Source organism: Pseudomonas sp. FH4 (genome assembly GCF_000510915.2).
Classification (GTDB): Bacteria; Pseudomonadota; Gammaproteobacteria; order Pseudomonadales; family Pseudomonadaceae; genus Aquipseudomonas; species Aquipseudomonas brenneri.
This window is the reverse complement of record NZ_AOHN01000008.1, coordinates 19,010-32,788: the sequence shown is the minus strand read 5'-3', so window position 1 is coordinate 32,788 and position 13,779 is coordinate 19,010. Positions and strand designations below refer to the sequence as shown.

Annotated in this window: 21 protein-coding genes; all 21 read left to right on the top strand. The window is 61.2% G+C overall.

Annotation, left to right across the window (positions count from 1 at the left end):
• Positions 1–13 precede the first annotated feature (13 nt).
• The 21 genes from H097_RS06695 to recX all read left to right on the top strand — a co-directional run bounded on the left by H097_RS06695 (position 14) and on the right by recX (position 13,733).
• Complete coding sequence (locus tag H097_RS06695) at positions 14–526, top strand: hypothetical protein (protein WP_032858416.1); 513 nt, start codon at positions 14–16, stop codon at positions 524–526.
• Positions 527–529: 3 nt separating this feature from the next.
• Positions 530–1,141 carry a phage baseplate assembly protein V gene (locus tag H097_RS06690; protein WP_032858415.1) on the top strand — a complete coding sequence of 204 codons (612 nt, stop codon included), beginning with the start codon at positions 530–532 and terminating at the stop codon, positions 1,139–1,141.
• 9 nt (positions 1,142–1,150) lie between these two features.
• Positions 1,151–1,483 carry a phage baseplate protein gene (locus H097_RS06685; RefSeq protein ID WP_032858414.1) on the top strand — a complete coding sequence of 111 codons (333 nt, stop codon included), beginning with the start codon at positions 1,151–1,153 and terminating at the stop codon, positions 1,481–1,483.
• Positions 1,480–2,475 (top strand): baseplate J/gp47 family protein, encoded by a 996-nt coding sequence (locus H097_RS06680; protein WP_032858412.1) that lies wholly within the window; start codon positions 1,480–1,482, stop codon positions 2,473–2,475. Before H097_RS06685 ends, H097_RS06680 begins: the two co-directional genes overlap by 4 nt.
• Positions 2,472–3,110, top strand: a complete 639-nt coding sequence (locus H097_RS06675; RefSeq protein WP_032858410.1) for a phage tail protein I — start codon at positions 2,472–2,474, stop codon at positions 3,108–3,110. The genes H097_RS06680 and H097_RS06675 overlap by 4 nt, the downstream gene beginning before the upstream one ends.
• Entirely contained in the window at positions 3,107–3,640 is a 534-nt protein-coding gene (locus H097_RS06670) for a phage tail protein (RefSeq protein WP_032858408.1), read from the top strand. Before H097_RS06675 ends, H097_RS06670 begins: the two co-directional genes overlap by 4 nt.
• Positions 3,641–3,673: 33 nt before the next feature.
• Complete coding sequence (locus H097_RS06665; protein WP_032858407.1) at positions 3,674–4,426, top strand: hypothetical protein; 753 nt, start codon at positions 3,674–3,676, stop codon at positions 4,424–4,426.
• 11 nt (positions 4,427–4,437) lie between these two features.
• Positions 4,438–4,674 carry a tail fiber assembly protein gene (locus tag H097_RS06660; protein WP_032858406.1) on the top strand — a complete coding sequence of 79 codons (237 nt, stop codon included), beginning with the start codon at positions 4,438–4,440 and terminating at the stop codon, positions 4,672–4,674.
• Positions 4,675–4,764: 90 nt separating this feature from the next.
• The gene (locus H097_RS06655) at positions 4,765–4,968 is read left to right on the top strand and encodes a hypothetical protein (protein WP_032858404.1); all 204 of its coding nucleotides are present in this window, start codon (positions 4,765–4,767) and stop codon (positions 4,966–4,968) included.
• 2 nt (positions 4,969–4,970) lie between these two features.
• A complete protein-coding gene (locus tag H097_RS06650) occupies positions 4,971–6,137 on the top strand; it encodes a tail protein (RefSeq protein WP_032858403.1) in 1,167 nt (388 codons plus the stop codon).
• On the top strand, positions 6,137–6,643 hold the full coding sequence (locus tag H097_RS06645; protein WP_032858402.1) for a phage major tail tube protein: 507 nt from the start codon (positions 6,137–6,139) through the stop codon (positions 6,641–6,643). Before H097_RS06650 ends, H097_RS06645 begins: the two co-directional genes overlap by 1 nt.
• Positions 6,644–6,797: 154 nt before the next feature.
• Positions 6,798–7,364, top strand: coding sequence for a phage tail assembly protein (locus tag H097_RS06640; RefSeq protein ID WP_032858401.1), 567 nt, complete (start codon positions 6,798–6,800; stop codon positions 7,362–7,364).
• Positions 7,365–7,492: 128 nt separating this feature from the next.
• The gene (locus H097_RS28635) at positions 7,493–8,863 is read left to right on the top strand and encodes a glycine zipper domain-containing protein (protein WP_032858399.1); all 1,371 of its coding nucleotides are present in this window, start codon (positions 7,493–7,495) and stop codon (positions 8,861–8,863) included.
• Positions 8,863–9,246: a phage tail protein gene (locus H097_RS06630; RefSeq protein WP_032858398.1), complete on the top strand. Its 384-nt coding sequence runs from the start codon at positions 8,863–8,865 to the stop codon at positions 9,244–9,246. The genes H097_RS28635 and H097_RS06630 overlap by 1 nt, the downstream gene beginning before the upstream one ends.
• The gene (locus H097_RS06625; RefSeq protein ID WP_032858397.1) at positions 9,239–9,451 is read left to right on the top strand and encodes a tail protein X; all 213 of its coding nucleotides are present in this window, start codon (positions 9,239–9,241) and stop codon (positions 9,449–9,451) included. The genes H097_RS06630 and H097_RS06625 overlap by 8 nt, the downstream gene beginning before the upstream one ends.
• Before the next feature lie 9 nt (positions 9,452–9,460).
• Positions 9,461–10,471 carry a contractile injection system protein, VgrG/Pvc8 family gene (locus tag H097_RS06620; protein ID WP_032858396.1) on the top strand — a complete coding sequence of 337 codons (1,011 nt, stop codon included), beginning with the start codon at positions 9,461–9,463 and terminating at the stop codon, positions 10,469–10,471.
• 19 nt (positions 10,472–10,490) lie between these two features.
• A complete protein-coding gene (locus H097_RS06615) occupies positions 10,491–11,039 on the top strand; it encodes a glycoside hydrolase family 19 protein (protein WP_032858458.1) in 549 nt (182 codons plus the stop codon).
• On the top strand, positions 11,030–11,533 hold the full coding sequence (locus tag H097_RS06610) for a lysis system i-spanin subunit Rz (protein WP_032858395.1): 504 nt from the start codon (positions 11,030–11,032) through the stop codon (positions 11,531–11,533). Before H097_RS06615 ends, H097_RS06610 begins: the two co-directional genes overlap by 10 nt.
• Before the next feature lie 81 nt (positions 11,534–11,614).
• Entirely contained in the window at positions 11,615–12,115 is a 501-nt protein-coding gene (locus tag H097_RS06605; protein WP_032858393.1) for a CinA family protein, read from the top strand.
• A gap of 83 nt (positions 12,116–12,198) precedes the next feature.
• Positions 12,199–13,257, top strand: coding sequence for a recombinase RecA (gene recA / locus H097_RS06600; RefSeq protein ID WP_029295312.1), 1,059 nt, complete (start codon positions 12,199–12,201; stop codon positions 13,255–13,257).
• Positions 13,258–13,265: 8 nt separating this feature from the next.
• Positions 13,266–13,733 (top strand): recombination regulator RecX, encoded by a 468-nt coding sequence (gene recX, locus H097_RS06595; protein ID WP_032858392.1) that lies wholly within the window; start codon positions 13,266–13,268, stop codon positions 13,731–13,733.
• Positions 13,734–13,779 lie beyond the last annotated feature (46 nt).

Genomic DNA, 13,779 nt, shown 5'->3' with positions numbered 1-13,779 from the left:
AGGAAGCCACACCATGACCCTCATTGAAAAACCTTCACAGCTGCCGATTGCTGTCGGCGAGGCGCTGCGTGCAGCGTTCCCCGATTTGCGGGTGGTCAGCCCGCCGGGCTTTCTGGCGACGGATGAAACCGGCGTGGCGATCACGGTCGAGCGCAATGGCCCCGGCGTGCGCTCCCTTGAAGGGCGCAAGGCCCATGTGCTGTCGATCTCGCTCAAAGTCATGGCCGCCCAGGGCGCGCAACCCTTTGACGCTTGTGACCTGGCGAGCCGGCTGATGGACCTGGTACTGGATAACCGTTGGCAGTTGCCGCCGGCCCAGTGCGATGTGCCGGTGAATATCGTCGCGCTGCCGTCGAGCCTGGCGGGGGCCGAAACCAACTATGACAGTTGGACCGTGTCCTTCAGCCAGACCCTTTACCTCGGCCCGCCACTGCTCGACGACCCCATCGGCAAGCCGCTGTTTGCCCGCACCTGGGAAGTGTCGAACATCGACGACCCCGATCAATACCGGCCATTGCAGGAGTAGCCCATGTTCGATGCACTGTTACGCCTGCAATTGGCGCCCCTGATCGAGCGTCTGGCCCACATGGAAACCCAGCTTGAAGACCTCTATCGGCGTGCCGAGAGCTTTTGCCGGATCGGCGTGTGCCAGGAGGTCGATGCGGCCAGCAATACCTGCAAGGTCAGCCATGGCGAGTTGCTGACCCCGGCGATTCGCTTTTTCAACCCCAGCGCCGGCGCGCAGACGGAAACGCGGATCCCCACGGTGGGTGAGCAATGCCTGCTGCTCAACTACGGCGGTGGCGAGGGTGGGGGGCAGTCGGTGGCGTTGTTTGGCCTCAACAGTGACCGCTTTCCGCCGCTGTCCAGTGCGGCCAGCCTGACGAGTCGACGTTATGAGGACGGCACGCAAAGCGCCTACGACGCCGCAGCACATGTATTGGGTTGGAACAATGGACCAGCGGCATTCAGCGGCTCTCGCGAGCAAGTGGAAATGAATTTGGGCGCTGCCCGTTTAGTCATGACCGCCGCAACCATCAGTCTGCAAGTCGGAGCCGTCGGCATGCTGCTGGATGCATCCGGCGTGCACTTGAGTGGCCCGGTGGTCGATCACCAGGGCCGAGTTATCAGCACGGCATAAGGATTTGCCATGATCGGAATTGAGAGAAACACCGGGGCCGTGGTGGACGACTGGCTGCAATTCGTCCAGCGCGCCACCCGGGCCCTGACCACACCTTTGGGCTCGCGGCAGAAACGCCCGCTTTACGGTTCGATGATCCCGCAGCTGCTGGGGCAGAACCTGGGCGATGATCTGCTGATCCTCGCCCAAAGCCACGCCGCCCAGGCCTTTTACAACCAGCAGAACGGCATCGCCGATTTTGCCCCGCAAGTCATCGTCGCCAATCGCCAGGGCGCAGGCCTGCTGTTGCGGTTTGCCGGCACCTGGAAAAACCGCAAGCAATCCTTCGAGGTGGTGACATGAGCATGTTGATCCCCGGGCAGAACCAACTGGCGCCGCCCGACCTCATTGCCGTCGACGAATTCGAACCGCTGCTGGCGCAGTTCAAGGCATTTGTCGTCGACTACGTGGCCACCCGCGCCCCGCAAAGCGCGGCCAAACTCAAGGTCAGCCTGGACAATGAAAGCGAGTTGCTGACCCTGGCCCTGGAAGCCTTTTGTGTGCGCCTGCAAACCCATGAGCGCAAATACAATGCGCGGATCCAGCAGATGCTGGCGTGGTGGGCCACCGGCAGCAACCTGGATGCGCGCCTGGCCGATATGGGCCTGGAGCGCCAGGTGCTTGACCCAGGCGACCCGGCGGCGTTCCCGCCCGTGCCGCCAACCCTGGAAAGTGACGACGATGCGCGGCTGCGCTACTACCTGGCGCCCCACGCGCCGGCTGCGGGTTCACGCATGCAGTATCGCCGCGAGGTGTTCACCCTTGGCGAGCGGCCGGTGGTGAAAGTGCAGAGTGCCGCTGCTGGCGTGGTGACAGTCAGTTATACCTTCGACCCGGATGGCTATGCCGCCCAGGTCAAGGATGGCAACGCCCGGCGCACGGCACCTGGCGAGGTCATGGTCACAGTGCTCTCCCGCTCGGGTAATGGCACGCCATCGACGGACTTGCTTGACGGTGTGCGCCGCCATTTCGCCCGGCCCGATGTGCGCCCGGAAACCGATTGGGTGACAGTGCAGGGCGCGCAGATCGTGCCCTATAAGATTCGCGTGGTCGCCAGGATCAACGCCGGCCCGGACTCGGGGCTGACGCAAGTGGCGGCCCAGCAATTGCTGCAACGTTATGCCGAATCTTGCCACCGCCTTGAAGGGCGCGTGGACCCGAGTTGGATCGACTACACCATCCACACCGCCGGGGCTACGCAACTGGAGATTCTCGAACCGCTGGCGCCGATCATCACCACGGCCTTCCAGGCTCCGTATTGCACGGGTGTCGAGGTGCAGGTGCTGACGCTATGAGTGAGCACACATCCAGTTTATTGCCGGCCAACAGTTCGCCGCTGGAGAGGGCGTTGGACCTGGGTTTCGGTAAGTTGCTCGAACGGGTTGAGCCGCCGTTCCCGGCGCTGATGAATCCGCTGCACACGCCGCAGGCGTTCCTGCCTTACCTGGCCGCCGACCGTGGCGTCAGTGAATGGAACGCCGCTGCCGATGAAACCGAAAAGCGCCTCACGGTCGCCCTGTCCTGGCAGATCCAGCGCCAGGCCGGTACGCCCAAGGCGTTGAGCCACGCAGTCGAATCCCTGGGGTTTACCCCCAATATTCTGGCCTGGTACCAACAGCGCCCGCTGGCCCAGCCCTACACCTTCGACGTGCAGGCGATCATCGGCCGCAGTTGGTCCAGTGGCGACCACAACCGCTTGATCCGCCGCATCAACGCGGCCAAGAGCGAGCGCGACCTGGCCACCATCACCCTGGTGCATGAGGTGGTGGGCAGGCTGCCCATCACCAGCGTCGCCCATGCGGCGCTAAGTGACAGCGAGCTGTCGCTGCGGGGCGCCTTGCCGCAACTCATGTTGAGTTCAGGGCTTAACAGTGCGGGCGTGGCCCAGCACTACACCATTAACGACTACGACCTCAGGGCGCAGCCATGACCGATGACATTACGCGCCTGGTGCGCTTCACCTCCAAGGGTTTGGATGAAGTGTTGCAGGCAAAGAACCAAGGCTTGAAAGGCGAAATCACCCACATCGCCGCCGGCACCGGCCGCTACAACCCCACCGGCAACGAAACCGCCCTGCGCGATGAGCGCCAGCGCGTGGCGATTGTGGATTACGAAGACCTGGGCCAGCGCCAACTGCGCATGGCCGCGCTGTTTGATGGCGATGGTGAATATGAGATTGGCGAGTTCGGGTTTTACCTCGCCAGTGGCACGCTGTTGGCGGTGTACTCGGTGGCGGGGAAGTTGCTGACGTACAAGGCGGCGGCGGCGCGGGTGTTGCAGAAGTTTACGTTGGATATTTCGCCGTTGCCGGCGGATAGCGTCACCGTGATCGTGGGGTCGGAAAACCTCAACATCCTGGTGGTGGATGAGTTGGCGTCACTCTCGACGGCCAGTATCGACAACATGGCGCGAGGCATCGGAGCTTTATTTCGATTGATGGCGCTTGAAGCGAAGGCTTAACACAAGATCAATGCACTACAAGGAGTTTAAACATTGAGTACTGAACAGCAATTGGCCGCGGTTGTCAGCGCGGCAAATAATCTGACGGGTGTTGTGACGGGTAAGATCGGCGAGATTGATCGGGCCCTTGAAGTGGCGCAACGAACTTACCGCGAACAGATTGCAAGTTTGGATCAGCGTCTGCCTAGGCTGGCACTTACGCAAAATTTTAGTATGGCGCCGGATGCCACGGGCAATCTGATTGAGGGATGGGATATTCATCAACAGGTAACGACAACGAAATTGCGGACGGTTACCAGTGCTTCTCAAAAAGCTGGGCGACCCTCGGCTGATGTTGATTTTATGCAACAAGTCCAAGCTGATGTTCGGGAGCAATTTCCTGACTTTGATATTAGGGCCGCTGAGTATTGGAGAAATGGTATTCACGTATGGCAAATGAAATGGACGGATAATACTGTAAGTGCCTGGCTCGCTTATCCAAGGTCTGTCGATGACGGAAAGTTAAGCGGTGGTCGCCCGTTGCTTATGAACTCGACTGTGACAATAGGTGCTTTTGTTCGGTTAATTGACGGGGAGATCAGTGGCGCGTGGAGTACAGGGGCTGAGAAAGGTAAATGGCGCTGGTGTTCAGTGGTCATGCAACCGACTCGTATGTTTGGCCATTATTGGGTTATCCATCCAATGTGTTTTACAGCAAATGGGGTAGTTGAAGTGATGCTTGCTGGGGCCTGCACGGGTGTAGTCACTCATCCCGCTGACTGGTCATGCATGTTGGCTTTGGGTTAAGGAGAGCGTTAATGAAACCTGTATTTGCACTTGCTGAACTGCATCCTTTGATTAAGTGGACGGAAATCCGTGCCTCCCGCGACGCCGATCTTGCCGCCAGCGATTACGCCGCGATGCCCGATTACCCCATGACGGAAAAGGACCGCCCGGTCTTCGTCGCCTACCGCAAGGCCCTGCGCGATATCCCCGATCAAGGCGCCGATCCGGACGCCGTGATCTGGCCCGAAAAACCGGCCTTCCTGAAGTAATACACACCACCGCGAAAGCGGTTTTTTTTCGCCCGCCCAAAGCCCCTCCCGAAGGGGCTTTGCGCTTTTTGCACCCGGAGAATTCCCACCATGGCCAACCGCCAAACCTACACCGTCCTCATCCCATTCCCCACCCAAGGTGGCCACTGGTCCACCGTCGGTCAGGAGCTGGACTTGCTGGACGTCGAAGCAACCGCCCTGCGCACCGCCGGCCGCCTGGAACTGACCAGCGTGCTGGCTGCCGCCCAAGACACCCCACCGGCCAAGAAGGCCGTCACCAAGAAGGCTGAATAATCATGGCTGAGGTTTTGAACTTCGAGCATAACGGCATCACCGTCAATGCCAGCGAATCCCCCGAGGCCATGGGTGGCCTGGGTGACAACGTGATCGGTCTGGTCGGCACTGCGCCTAATGCGCACCTGTCGATCCCGAAAAACGCCCCGTTCCGCATCAACAGTTTCACCGCGCAGGCTCTGCTAGACCCCACCGGCGCCGAGTCGGGCACGCTGTTTCATGCGGTGTACCAGATCCTCAAAGTGGTCAAGGTGCCGGTCTATGTGGTGATCGTCGAAGAGGGCGCGACCCCCGCCGATACCCTCAACAACGTGATCGGCGGCAACGAGCCGGTGACCGGTCGCAAGCTGGGCCTCGCGGCGCTTGGCAGCGTCCCGGAAGACCTGACCATCATTGGCGCTCCAGGCTTCACCGGCACCAAGGCCGTGGCCGGTGAGTTTGCCGCGTTCGGCAAGCGCATCAAGGCCCGTGTGGTGCTGGACGGCAAAGACGCCAGCGTCGCCGATCAAGTGACCTACAGCGGCGAGCTGGGTGGCGCCGACCTGGGTTTCGACCGTTGCCTGCTGGTACACAACATGCCGTCGGTGTACTCCAAGGCCGCGAAGAAAAACGTGTTCCTCGCGCCGTCGTCCCTGGCCATTGCCGCGCTGGCCAAGGTCAAGCAGTGGGAGAGCCCGGGCAACCAGGTGACCTTCGCCGAAGACGTGTCGCGGGTGGTCGAGTACAACATCCTCGACACCTCCACCGAAGGCGACCTGCTCAACCGCTACGGCGTGAGCTACTACGCCCGCACCATCCTCGGCGGCTTCTCGCTGCTGGGTAACCGTTCCATCACCGGCAAGTTCATCAGCTATGTCGGCCTGGAAGACGCCATCAGTCGCAAGCTGGTCAAGGCCGGGCAGAAAGCCATGGCGCACAACCTGACCAAGTCGTTCATGGACCAGGAGGTCAAGCGCATCAACGACTGGCTGCAAACCCTGGTGGCCGACGAAACCATCCCGGGCGGTAGCGTGTACCTGCACCCGGAACTCAACAGTGTCGAGAAGTACAAGAACGGTACCTGGTTCATCGTGATCGACTACGGCCGCTACGCGCCGAACGAACACATGGTTTATCAACTCAATGCCCGCGATGAAATCATCGAGCAATTCCTGGAGGACGTTCTCTAATGTTTACCAACCGAGTCAGACAGGCCATTGCGGCCACTCTCCAGGGCCTGCCGCTGTCGGCGACCGTCGAGGAATTCACCCCGCCGAAGATCGAGTTCGAGATGGAAGCCATGACCGGCGGGCGCTTTATCGCCGAGGAAATGGCCAAGAGCGCCAAGGTGCTGAGCGCCAAGCTGGTGCTGCAAGGCGCCGGTCCCGAAATCATGCTGGCCCTGGGCGTGCGCTTGGGCGAAGACATCCTGCTCAACGTGCGTGAAGCGGGCCAGGACCAGGACGGCAAGGCCTACTTCACCTACCACACCGTCGGCGGCAAGCTTAAATCCCTGGAAGAAGCCAAGCTGAAGATGGGCGACAAGGCTACCACCACCCTGGATCTGTCCTGCCGCACCTACCATCGCCTGGACAACGGCGTGCCGGTGATCGACATCGACGTGCGCACCCAGAAGTTCGTGCTCAACGGCGTCGACATCCTCGGTGATGCCCGGCGTGCGGTGTTGATGCCGTAAGCCTGCCCACGGCGCGGCCACTGTAGGAGCTGGCTTGCCGGCGATTGCATCACCTCAGTTCAACTGAAAGACCGCGCTGCCTGTATCGCAGGCAAGCCGGCTCCCACACTGACCGTGCCCACGCTTTCTAAATTGTCATCAAGGAATTTTGCCCATGGCCTGGAAGCCACCCCTGCATAGCCTGCTGGCGCCGATCACCGCCGACAACGGTGCGACGATCGAGCAGATTCAACTCAACGCGCTGTTCTACGCCGCGCAAAAACAAGCGCTGGCCCGCGCTGGCGAGGACGAGGATGACCAGTTCTTCGAGCTGGCCAAACTGGCCACCGGCCTCTCGGAAAAGGAACTCGACCAACTCAAGCGCCCGGACTACGTGAGCATTGCCCAGCACGTACACGACATGTCGACACGCCCGGCCTCGTTCTTTCTGGGCGACTCCACCGAGCCTGGCGAGCAGGTGCAACTGCTGCTGCCGCTGGAAGTGGCCGGCCGTGTGTTGACCAGCGTCACCCTGGAAATGCCCGCGCTGCGCGCCACCAAGGTGATGAAAAAACTCGCCACCAACAAAGAGCGCGCCGAGTTCATCACCTCGCACTGCACCGGCCTTATGATCCCTGACCTGGACGGCCTGACCGTGCCCGACTGGACGCAACTGCAGGAGCGCATCGACGATTTTTTAAACAAACCGGCGGACTTCTTTCGCAGCGCGACATCGAAGTAATCCTCGACGTCGTTCCGCTGGTTTATTCGGTAAACGAAGCGGAAATTCTTGAATGGAATGCCGCCAAAGCATTGCGCCGCTACGACATCGCGATCACTCGCCTTGGCGTCAAATAGGAGGAGAGCGAGATGCAAGACGCTCGATATACGCTCAAGCTCGCGGACGAAGACAAACGCTGGATGACCTTTCCCGGGCTCGCCGAAAGTGGCGCCTCGCAACTGTCGGGCCTGCTTGCCGAGCCGAATGAAAGTCTGATTGGCGCTCCCACTATGGGCGTGGCGACAGAGCCACCGTCTGAGCTGAGCCTGGCCCTGGCCAACGCCAGCCTGCACATCCATGCGTTGACCGAGGAACAGGTGCGGCTGCGTGAGAGTCTGGAAACCCTCAATAGCACCCTGTTTATCACAGGCAACTCCCTGCTCGGCAGCGTCGCTGCAAGCCCCGCCCCTGTGGCTCAAGAGGAGGCTGCCAAAGACAAGGAGCCGGCAGCGGATTCCTGGTACGCCAAGGGGGCCAAGTGGTTGGGGGAGGGCTATCTCGATACGGCCAGGAGCCGGTTAACGGGCAAGGCTGTCGATGTGACGCTTGGCAAGTTGCCCGGTGTGGGGAAACTGTTTCGCGACGACAGCAAGGATTGCTGCTGCCCAGGGGCAACCGAAACCTTGAAGGGGCGTGCGCGTTTCCTGCCGAAAAAAACGGTGCGCCAGAGACTCACCGAGCGGCTGAGGCCGTCGTCGTCGAAAAAAACCACCCGCTTGGGCAGCCGCATGGCCGGGTCAATGGCAACGCTGCAGCGTGTTTTTGGACAGGCCGGCAAGGTGTTTGACGGGCCAAAAGTGGGTTTTCATGGTGCGTCGCTTCAAGCTTATCGGCCCGCTCCGCGCCTGGGCGAGGGTTCATCCAAGGCGCCTGTTTCATCCGCTCAAGGGCCGGCATTGCTCAGCACTCCAGCGCTCGCTTTGCCCAAGACTATCCCCTCCAGCCTGGTTTCAACGATGAGCAAACTGGAGTCTGTCGGCACTCGATCCCTTGCGCCGCTGCGCTACGCCGACACCGCCATCAACCTCGTCCAGGGTGTGCGCAACGGCGACCTGCAAGCGGTCGGCAGCAGCCTCGGCACTGCCGGTGGTGCGTGGGTCGGCGCCTCTGCCGGCGCGGCCCTTGGTACCCTGGTTTTGCCAGGCGTTGGCACTGCCGTCGGTGGCCTGATCGGCGGCCTGTTGGGCGGCGAGGCGGGCACCTGGCTGGGTGAAAAACTCTTCCCTTCCAGCGACCGCCTGCCATCGCCCGATTCGGTGAGCAAGGAACTCAACAGCGCGCGCTCGGACAACGTCCAGGTCACGCTGGCGCCGAGCATCCAGATCACCGGCGTCAACCCTGCCGACGCCCAGCAGGTGGTCGACCGAGTGATCCAGGCCCTGCAAAACCAATGCATGCCGATGCTGACCGATTCACTGGCGGTTCGGCGCAACGCAGCACTGACCGATGGAGGTGATTAATGCGACAGCAGATGGTACTGGGCGACTTTATATTTGGCCTGTCCCGAGGGTTCGCCTACTCCACGCTCCAACGCGGCAGTGATGGTGGCTGGGGCGACCTGGAGATTATCGCCAGCAAGCCCCAGTCGCGGCAGAACGGCCAGAAGCTGGAAAAACTGACCTTTGCCGGCACCGCCATGGCGGCTGTTGGCATGCAGCGTCTCGACCAATTACGCGTCCTGCTGGATGCACGGACGCCGTTGCCGCTGGTCGATGGTATTGGCCGCAACTGGGGCCTGTGGCGCATCACCGCACTGACGGAAAGCCAGGCCAATGTTATCGATGACGGCACCGCCATGGTGATCAAGTGGTCGCTGGTGCTGGAGGAGTTCGTCAATGCGTAGAGTCCGAAGTATTGCCGGTGATTCGGTCAACCTGCTGCTCTACCGCGAGTTGGGCCGTTGTGATGACGCGGCGGAAGAAACCCTATGGCGCTTGAATCCAGGGCTTGCCGAGCATGGCCCGGTGTTGCCGGCGGGCATCTGGGTGATCGTGCCCGAAATGGACGCGCAACCCGGTCTTGTACGACCCGTATCGGCCTGGGATTAAGGAGGCAGCATGGCAATGGGATTTACCCCGGTCGTGGAGATCTATGGCGCCAATGCGGCGTTGATCAACCCACGGCTGATGCAATGGAAACACACCGACGCGGCGGGCATCGAGTCCGACCGCCTGGAACTGACCATCAACATCGAGGGTCTGGAGGGCCTGCCGAGCCTGGGTGCAAAGATCGGCTTGCGCGTGGGTTACCGCGAGTCGGGGCTGGTGGAAAAAGGCGAGTTTGTGATTACCCAGCGCACGCCTTACCTGTTTCCCATGCGCCTGGCGATCGTGGCCACGGCGGCGCCGTTCAGCGTGATGGACCAAAGCGGTTACCGCCAGCGCCGTTCCGCCAGCCATGGCCCCACGACCCTCGGTGCGCTGTTTCGCCAACTGGCCACGCGGCACGGGTTTTCACCCCGGGTGGCGCCGGCATTGGACGGGATTGTGATCGACCATATCGATCAGTCGAATGAGACCGACATGGGCTTCATCACCCGCCTGGCCGGGCGCTACAACGCAGTGACCAAGCCGATCAACGAGTTGTATGTACTGGCCGAAAGTGGTCAGGTCAAGTCGCTGTCGGGCCAGCAACTGCCGGATGTGCGGTTGTCGGTGACCCATGACAACCGTCCTGGCGAGCAGGCGTTTATCAGCGCGCGGATTGATGAAAGCGCGCGGGCCAAATATCAGGGCTGCCGTGTCAATTGGTGGGATGGAGCGGCCTCTCGCCAGCGTGTGGTCGAGGTGGGGATCGCACCATTCAAGACTTTGCGCCAACGCTGCCAGAGCGAAACCGAAGCGCGCTCAGTGGCGCAGGGCGAGTTGCGCCGGGTGGGGCGCGAAGGGCTGACGATCGCCATTGATTGCCCTGGCAACCCGTTGCTGTCCGCCGAAGGGCTGTTGCTGCTGGATGAGACTTGGCCTGGGTATATGCAGGGGCGCTGGTCGATTGACAAGGTGACCCATGTAGGCGACACGACGACGGGCTATCGCAGTTCGATCATGGCCAGTGGGTTGGCCTCTTAGGCCGTGGAGATCAAGGATGATGACACTTTCGCAACTGCAACAGATCCTGCCTAACGCCCGTGCCCAAGCGGGCGTTTTCATTTCGGCGCTCAACGCCGCCATGCTTCACCGACACATCACCGCACCCAAACGCATGGCCGCCTTTATTGCCCAGGTCGGTCACGAGTCCGGTGAGTTGCGCTACGTCCGGGAACTGGGCGGCGAGCAATACCTGAGCAAATACGACACCGGCACCCTGGCGGTACGCCTGGGCAACAGTCCCGAAGCCGACGGTGACGGTCAGAAATACCGCGGCCGTGGGCTGATCCAGATTACCGGGCGGCGCAATTACCTGGCCTGCAGTCGCGCGCTGTTTGGCGATGAACGCCTGCTGCATTTCCCCGAACTGCTGGAACAACCGCAATGGGCGGCCGAGTCCGCCGCCTGGTTCTGGCACAGCAATGGTTTGAATGAACTGGCGGATCAGGACCAATTCACCACCATCACTCGCCGTATCAATGGTGGCCTCAATGGGCTGGAGCATCGTCAGCAATTGTGGGCGCAGGCGAGGGCGGTGTTATGCAGTTGAGCTGGCGCATGCTGGCTGTTGCCTTGCTGATGGCCGTCCCGGCGGTGGCCAGTTGGCAGGTCCAGGCCTGGCGCCTTGGCCTTGAGTTCGAACGCCAGGCGGCGCGGCACTCAGAGCTGCTGAACCAGCAAAGCCAGGCAGCGCAGCGCCACTACCTGGCCGAACAAACCAGGCGCCAGGCATTGGAGCAACAGCTCGCCGCCAGCGATCAACAGCACACGCGGGAGTTGAGCGATGCACAACGTAACCAGGTTTATCTGCGCGACCGGCTGGCCACTACTGATGTGCGCCTGTCAGTCCTTCTCGACGCCGCCGATCCCGCCGCCGGCCACTCAATGCCAGCCACCGCCACCCGCAGCGTGGTTCATGGCGCCCCGCGAGGTCGACTTGACCCGGCGCATGCTCAGCGAATTATCGGCATCACCGATGCCGGCGATAACGGATTGATCGCGCTGCGGGCCTGCCAGGCGTATGTGCGGGCCATCACCCGGTAACCTGTTGCAGCTGTCTGCCGTTTGCGTGGCCGATGGGCTCCTGTAGGGTAGGCAAACCCCCGCACTTTCCTGGAGACGACCGTGAAGGAAATTACCCAACTCGCCGCCGAACTTGGCCGACGTTTGCAGGTGCTCAATGCCCACGTCACCACCGCCGAATCTTGCACCGGTGGCGGTATTGCCGAAGCCATCACACGGATTCCCGGGAGTTCGGCCTGGTTCGAGGCCGGTTATGTGACCTATTCCAATCGGCAGAAGACCCGCCAGCTCAATGTACCGGAAGGGCTGTTCCCCAAGGTCGGCGCCGTAAGCCGTGAAGTGGTCGAGGCCATGGCCAGGGGCGCCCAGGAAAAAAGCCTGGCGCGGTTTGCCGTGGCGGTCAGCGGTGTGGCAGGCCCCGATGGCGGCTCGCCGGACAAACCGGTGGGCACCGTATGGCTGGCCTGGGGGGTCGGTGACGAGGTTACGGCCGAGTGCCAGCACTTCCCTGGCAACCGTGACGAGGTCCGCCGACAAACGGTAAAAGCCGCATTAGAGGGGCTGTTGCGACGAGCTGCAGCAGAAATAGAAAATCAGGGGTAGGCGATCCCCGATCTTTATGGAACAATACTGTCTACTTATACAGGTGTTGGCCGTCAGGCCTTATTGATTACGTGAGGACTTTAATGGACGACAACAAGAAGAAAGCCTTGGCTGCGGCCCTGGGTCAGATCGAACGTCAATTCGGCAAGGGTGCCGTAATGCGTATGGGCGATCACGACCGTCAGGCGATCCCGGCTATTTCCACTGGCTCTCTGGGGCTGGACATCGCGCTCGGCATTGGCGGCCTGCCAAAAGGCCGTATCGTTGAGATCTACGGTCCGGAGTCTTCTGGTAAAACCACCCTGACCCTGTCGGTGATTGCCCAGGCACAGAAAATGGGCGCCACCTGCGCGTTCGTCGATGCCGAGCACGCCCTGGATCCTGAATACGCGGGCAAGCTGGGCGTCAATGTCGACGACCTGCTGGTTTCGCAGCCGGACACCGGCGAGCAAGCGTTGGAAATCACCGACATGCTGGTGCGTTCGAACGCCATCGACGTGATCGTGGTCGACTCCGTGGCGGCCCTGGTGCCGAAGGCCGAGATCGAAGGCGAAATGGGCGACATGCACGTCGGCCTGCAAGCCCGTCTGATGTCCCAGGCCCTGCGTAAGATCACCGGTAACATCAAGAACGCCAACTGCCTGGTGATCTTCATCAACCAGATCCGGATGAAAATCGGCGTGATGTTCGGCAGCCCGGAAACCACCACCGGTGGTAACGCGCTGAAGTTCTACGCTTCGGTTCGCCTGGACATCCGTCGTACTGGCGCGGTGAAGGAAGGTGACGAGGTTGTCGGTAGCGAAACCCGCGTCAAGGTTGTGAAGAACAAGGTAGCTCCGCCATTCCGTCAGGCCGAGTTCCAGATTCTCTACGGCAAGGGTATCTACCTGAACGGCGAGATGATCGACCTGGGCGTGCTGCACGGTTTTGTCGAGAAGTCCGGTGCCTGGTATGCCTACAACGGCAGCAAGATCGGTCAGGGCAAGGCCAACTCGGCCAAGTTCCTGCAGGACAACCCTGATATCGCGGCGACGCTTGAGAAGCAGATCCGCGACAAGCTGCTGACCCCGGCGCCAGACGTCAAGGCTGCAGCCAACCGCGAACCTGTTGATGACATGGCAGAAGCCGACGCTGATATCTGAGACCAGCGATGACCGTTGTACTCGATACGCTGGTTGCCGTACGGCGTACGGCAATGGACCTGCTCGCACGACGCGAGCATGGTCGGGTCGAGCTGACGCGTAAACTGCGTCAGCGTGGCGCCCCTCCCGAAATGATCGAAACAGCCCTCGACCGCTTGACGGAAGAGGGGCTGCTTTCGGAAGCCCGTTATCTCGAAAGTTTTGTTTCCTACCGCGCACGCTCGGGCTACGGGCCTGCGCGGATTCGCGAAGAGCTGAGCCAGCGAGGCTTGCAGCGTGCCGATATCGATCTGGCGCTGCGTGAGTGTGGCATCAGTTGGCAAACGCAACTGGAAGACACCTGGCGCCGTAAGTTTGCTGGCCATCTACCAATTGATGCCCGTGAACGCGCCAAGCAAGGGCGCTTTTTGAGCTATCGCGGATTTTCGATGGAGATGATCAGCCGCTTGTTGAGCGGTCGGGATCTGGATGACTGAAATGTGAGCGCTCCCTTGTAGGAGGCGGCTTGCCGGCGATAGCGGT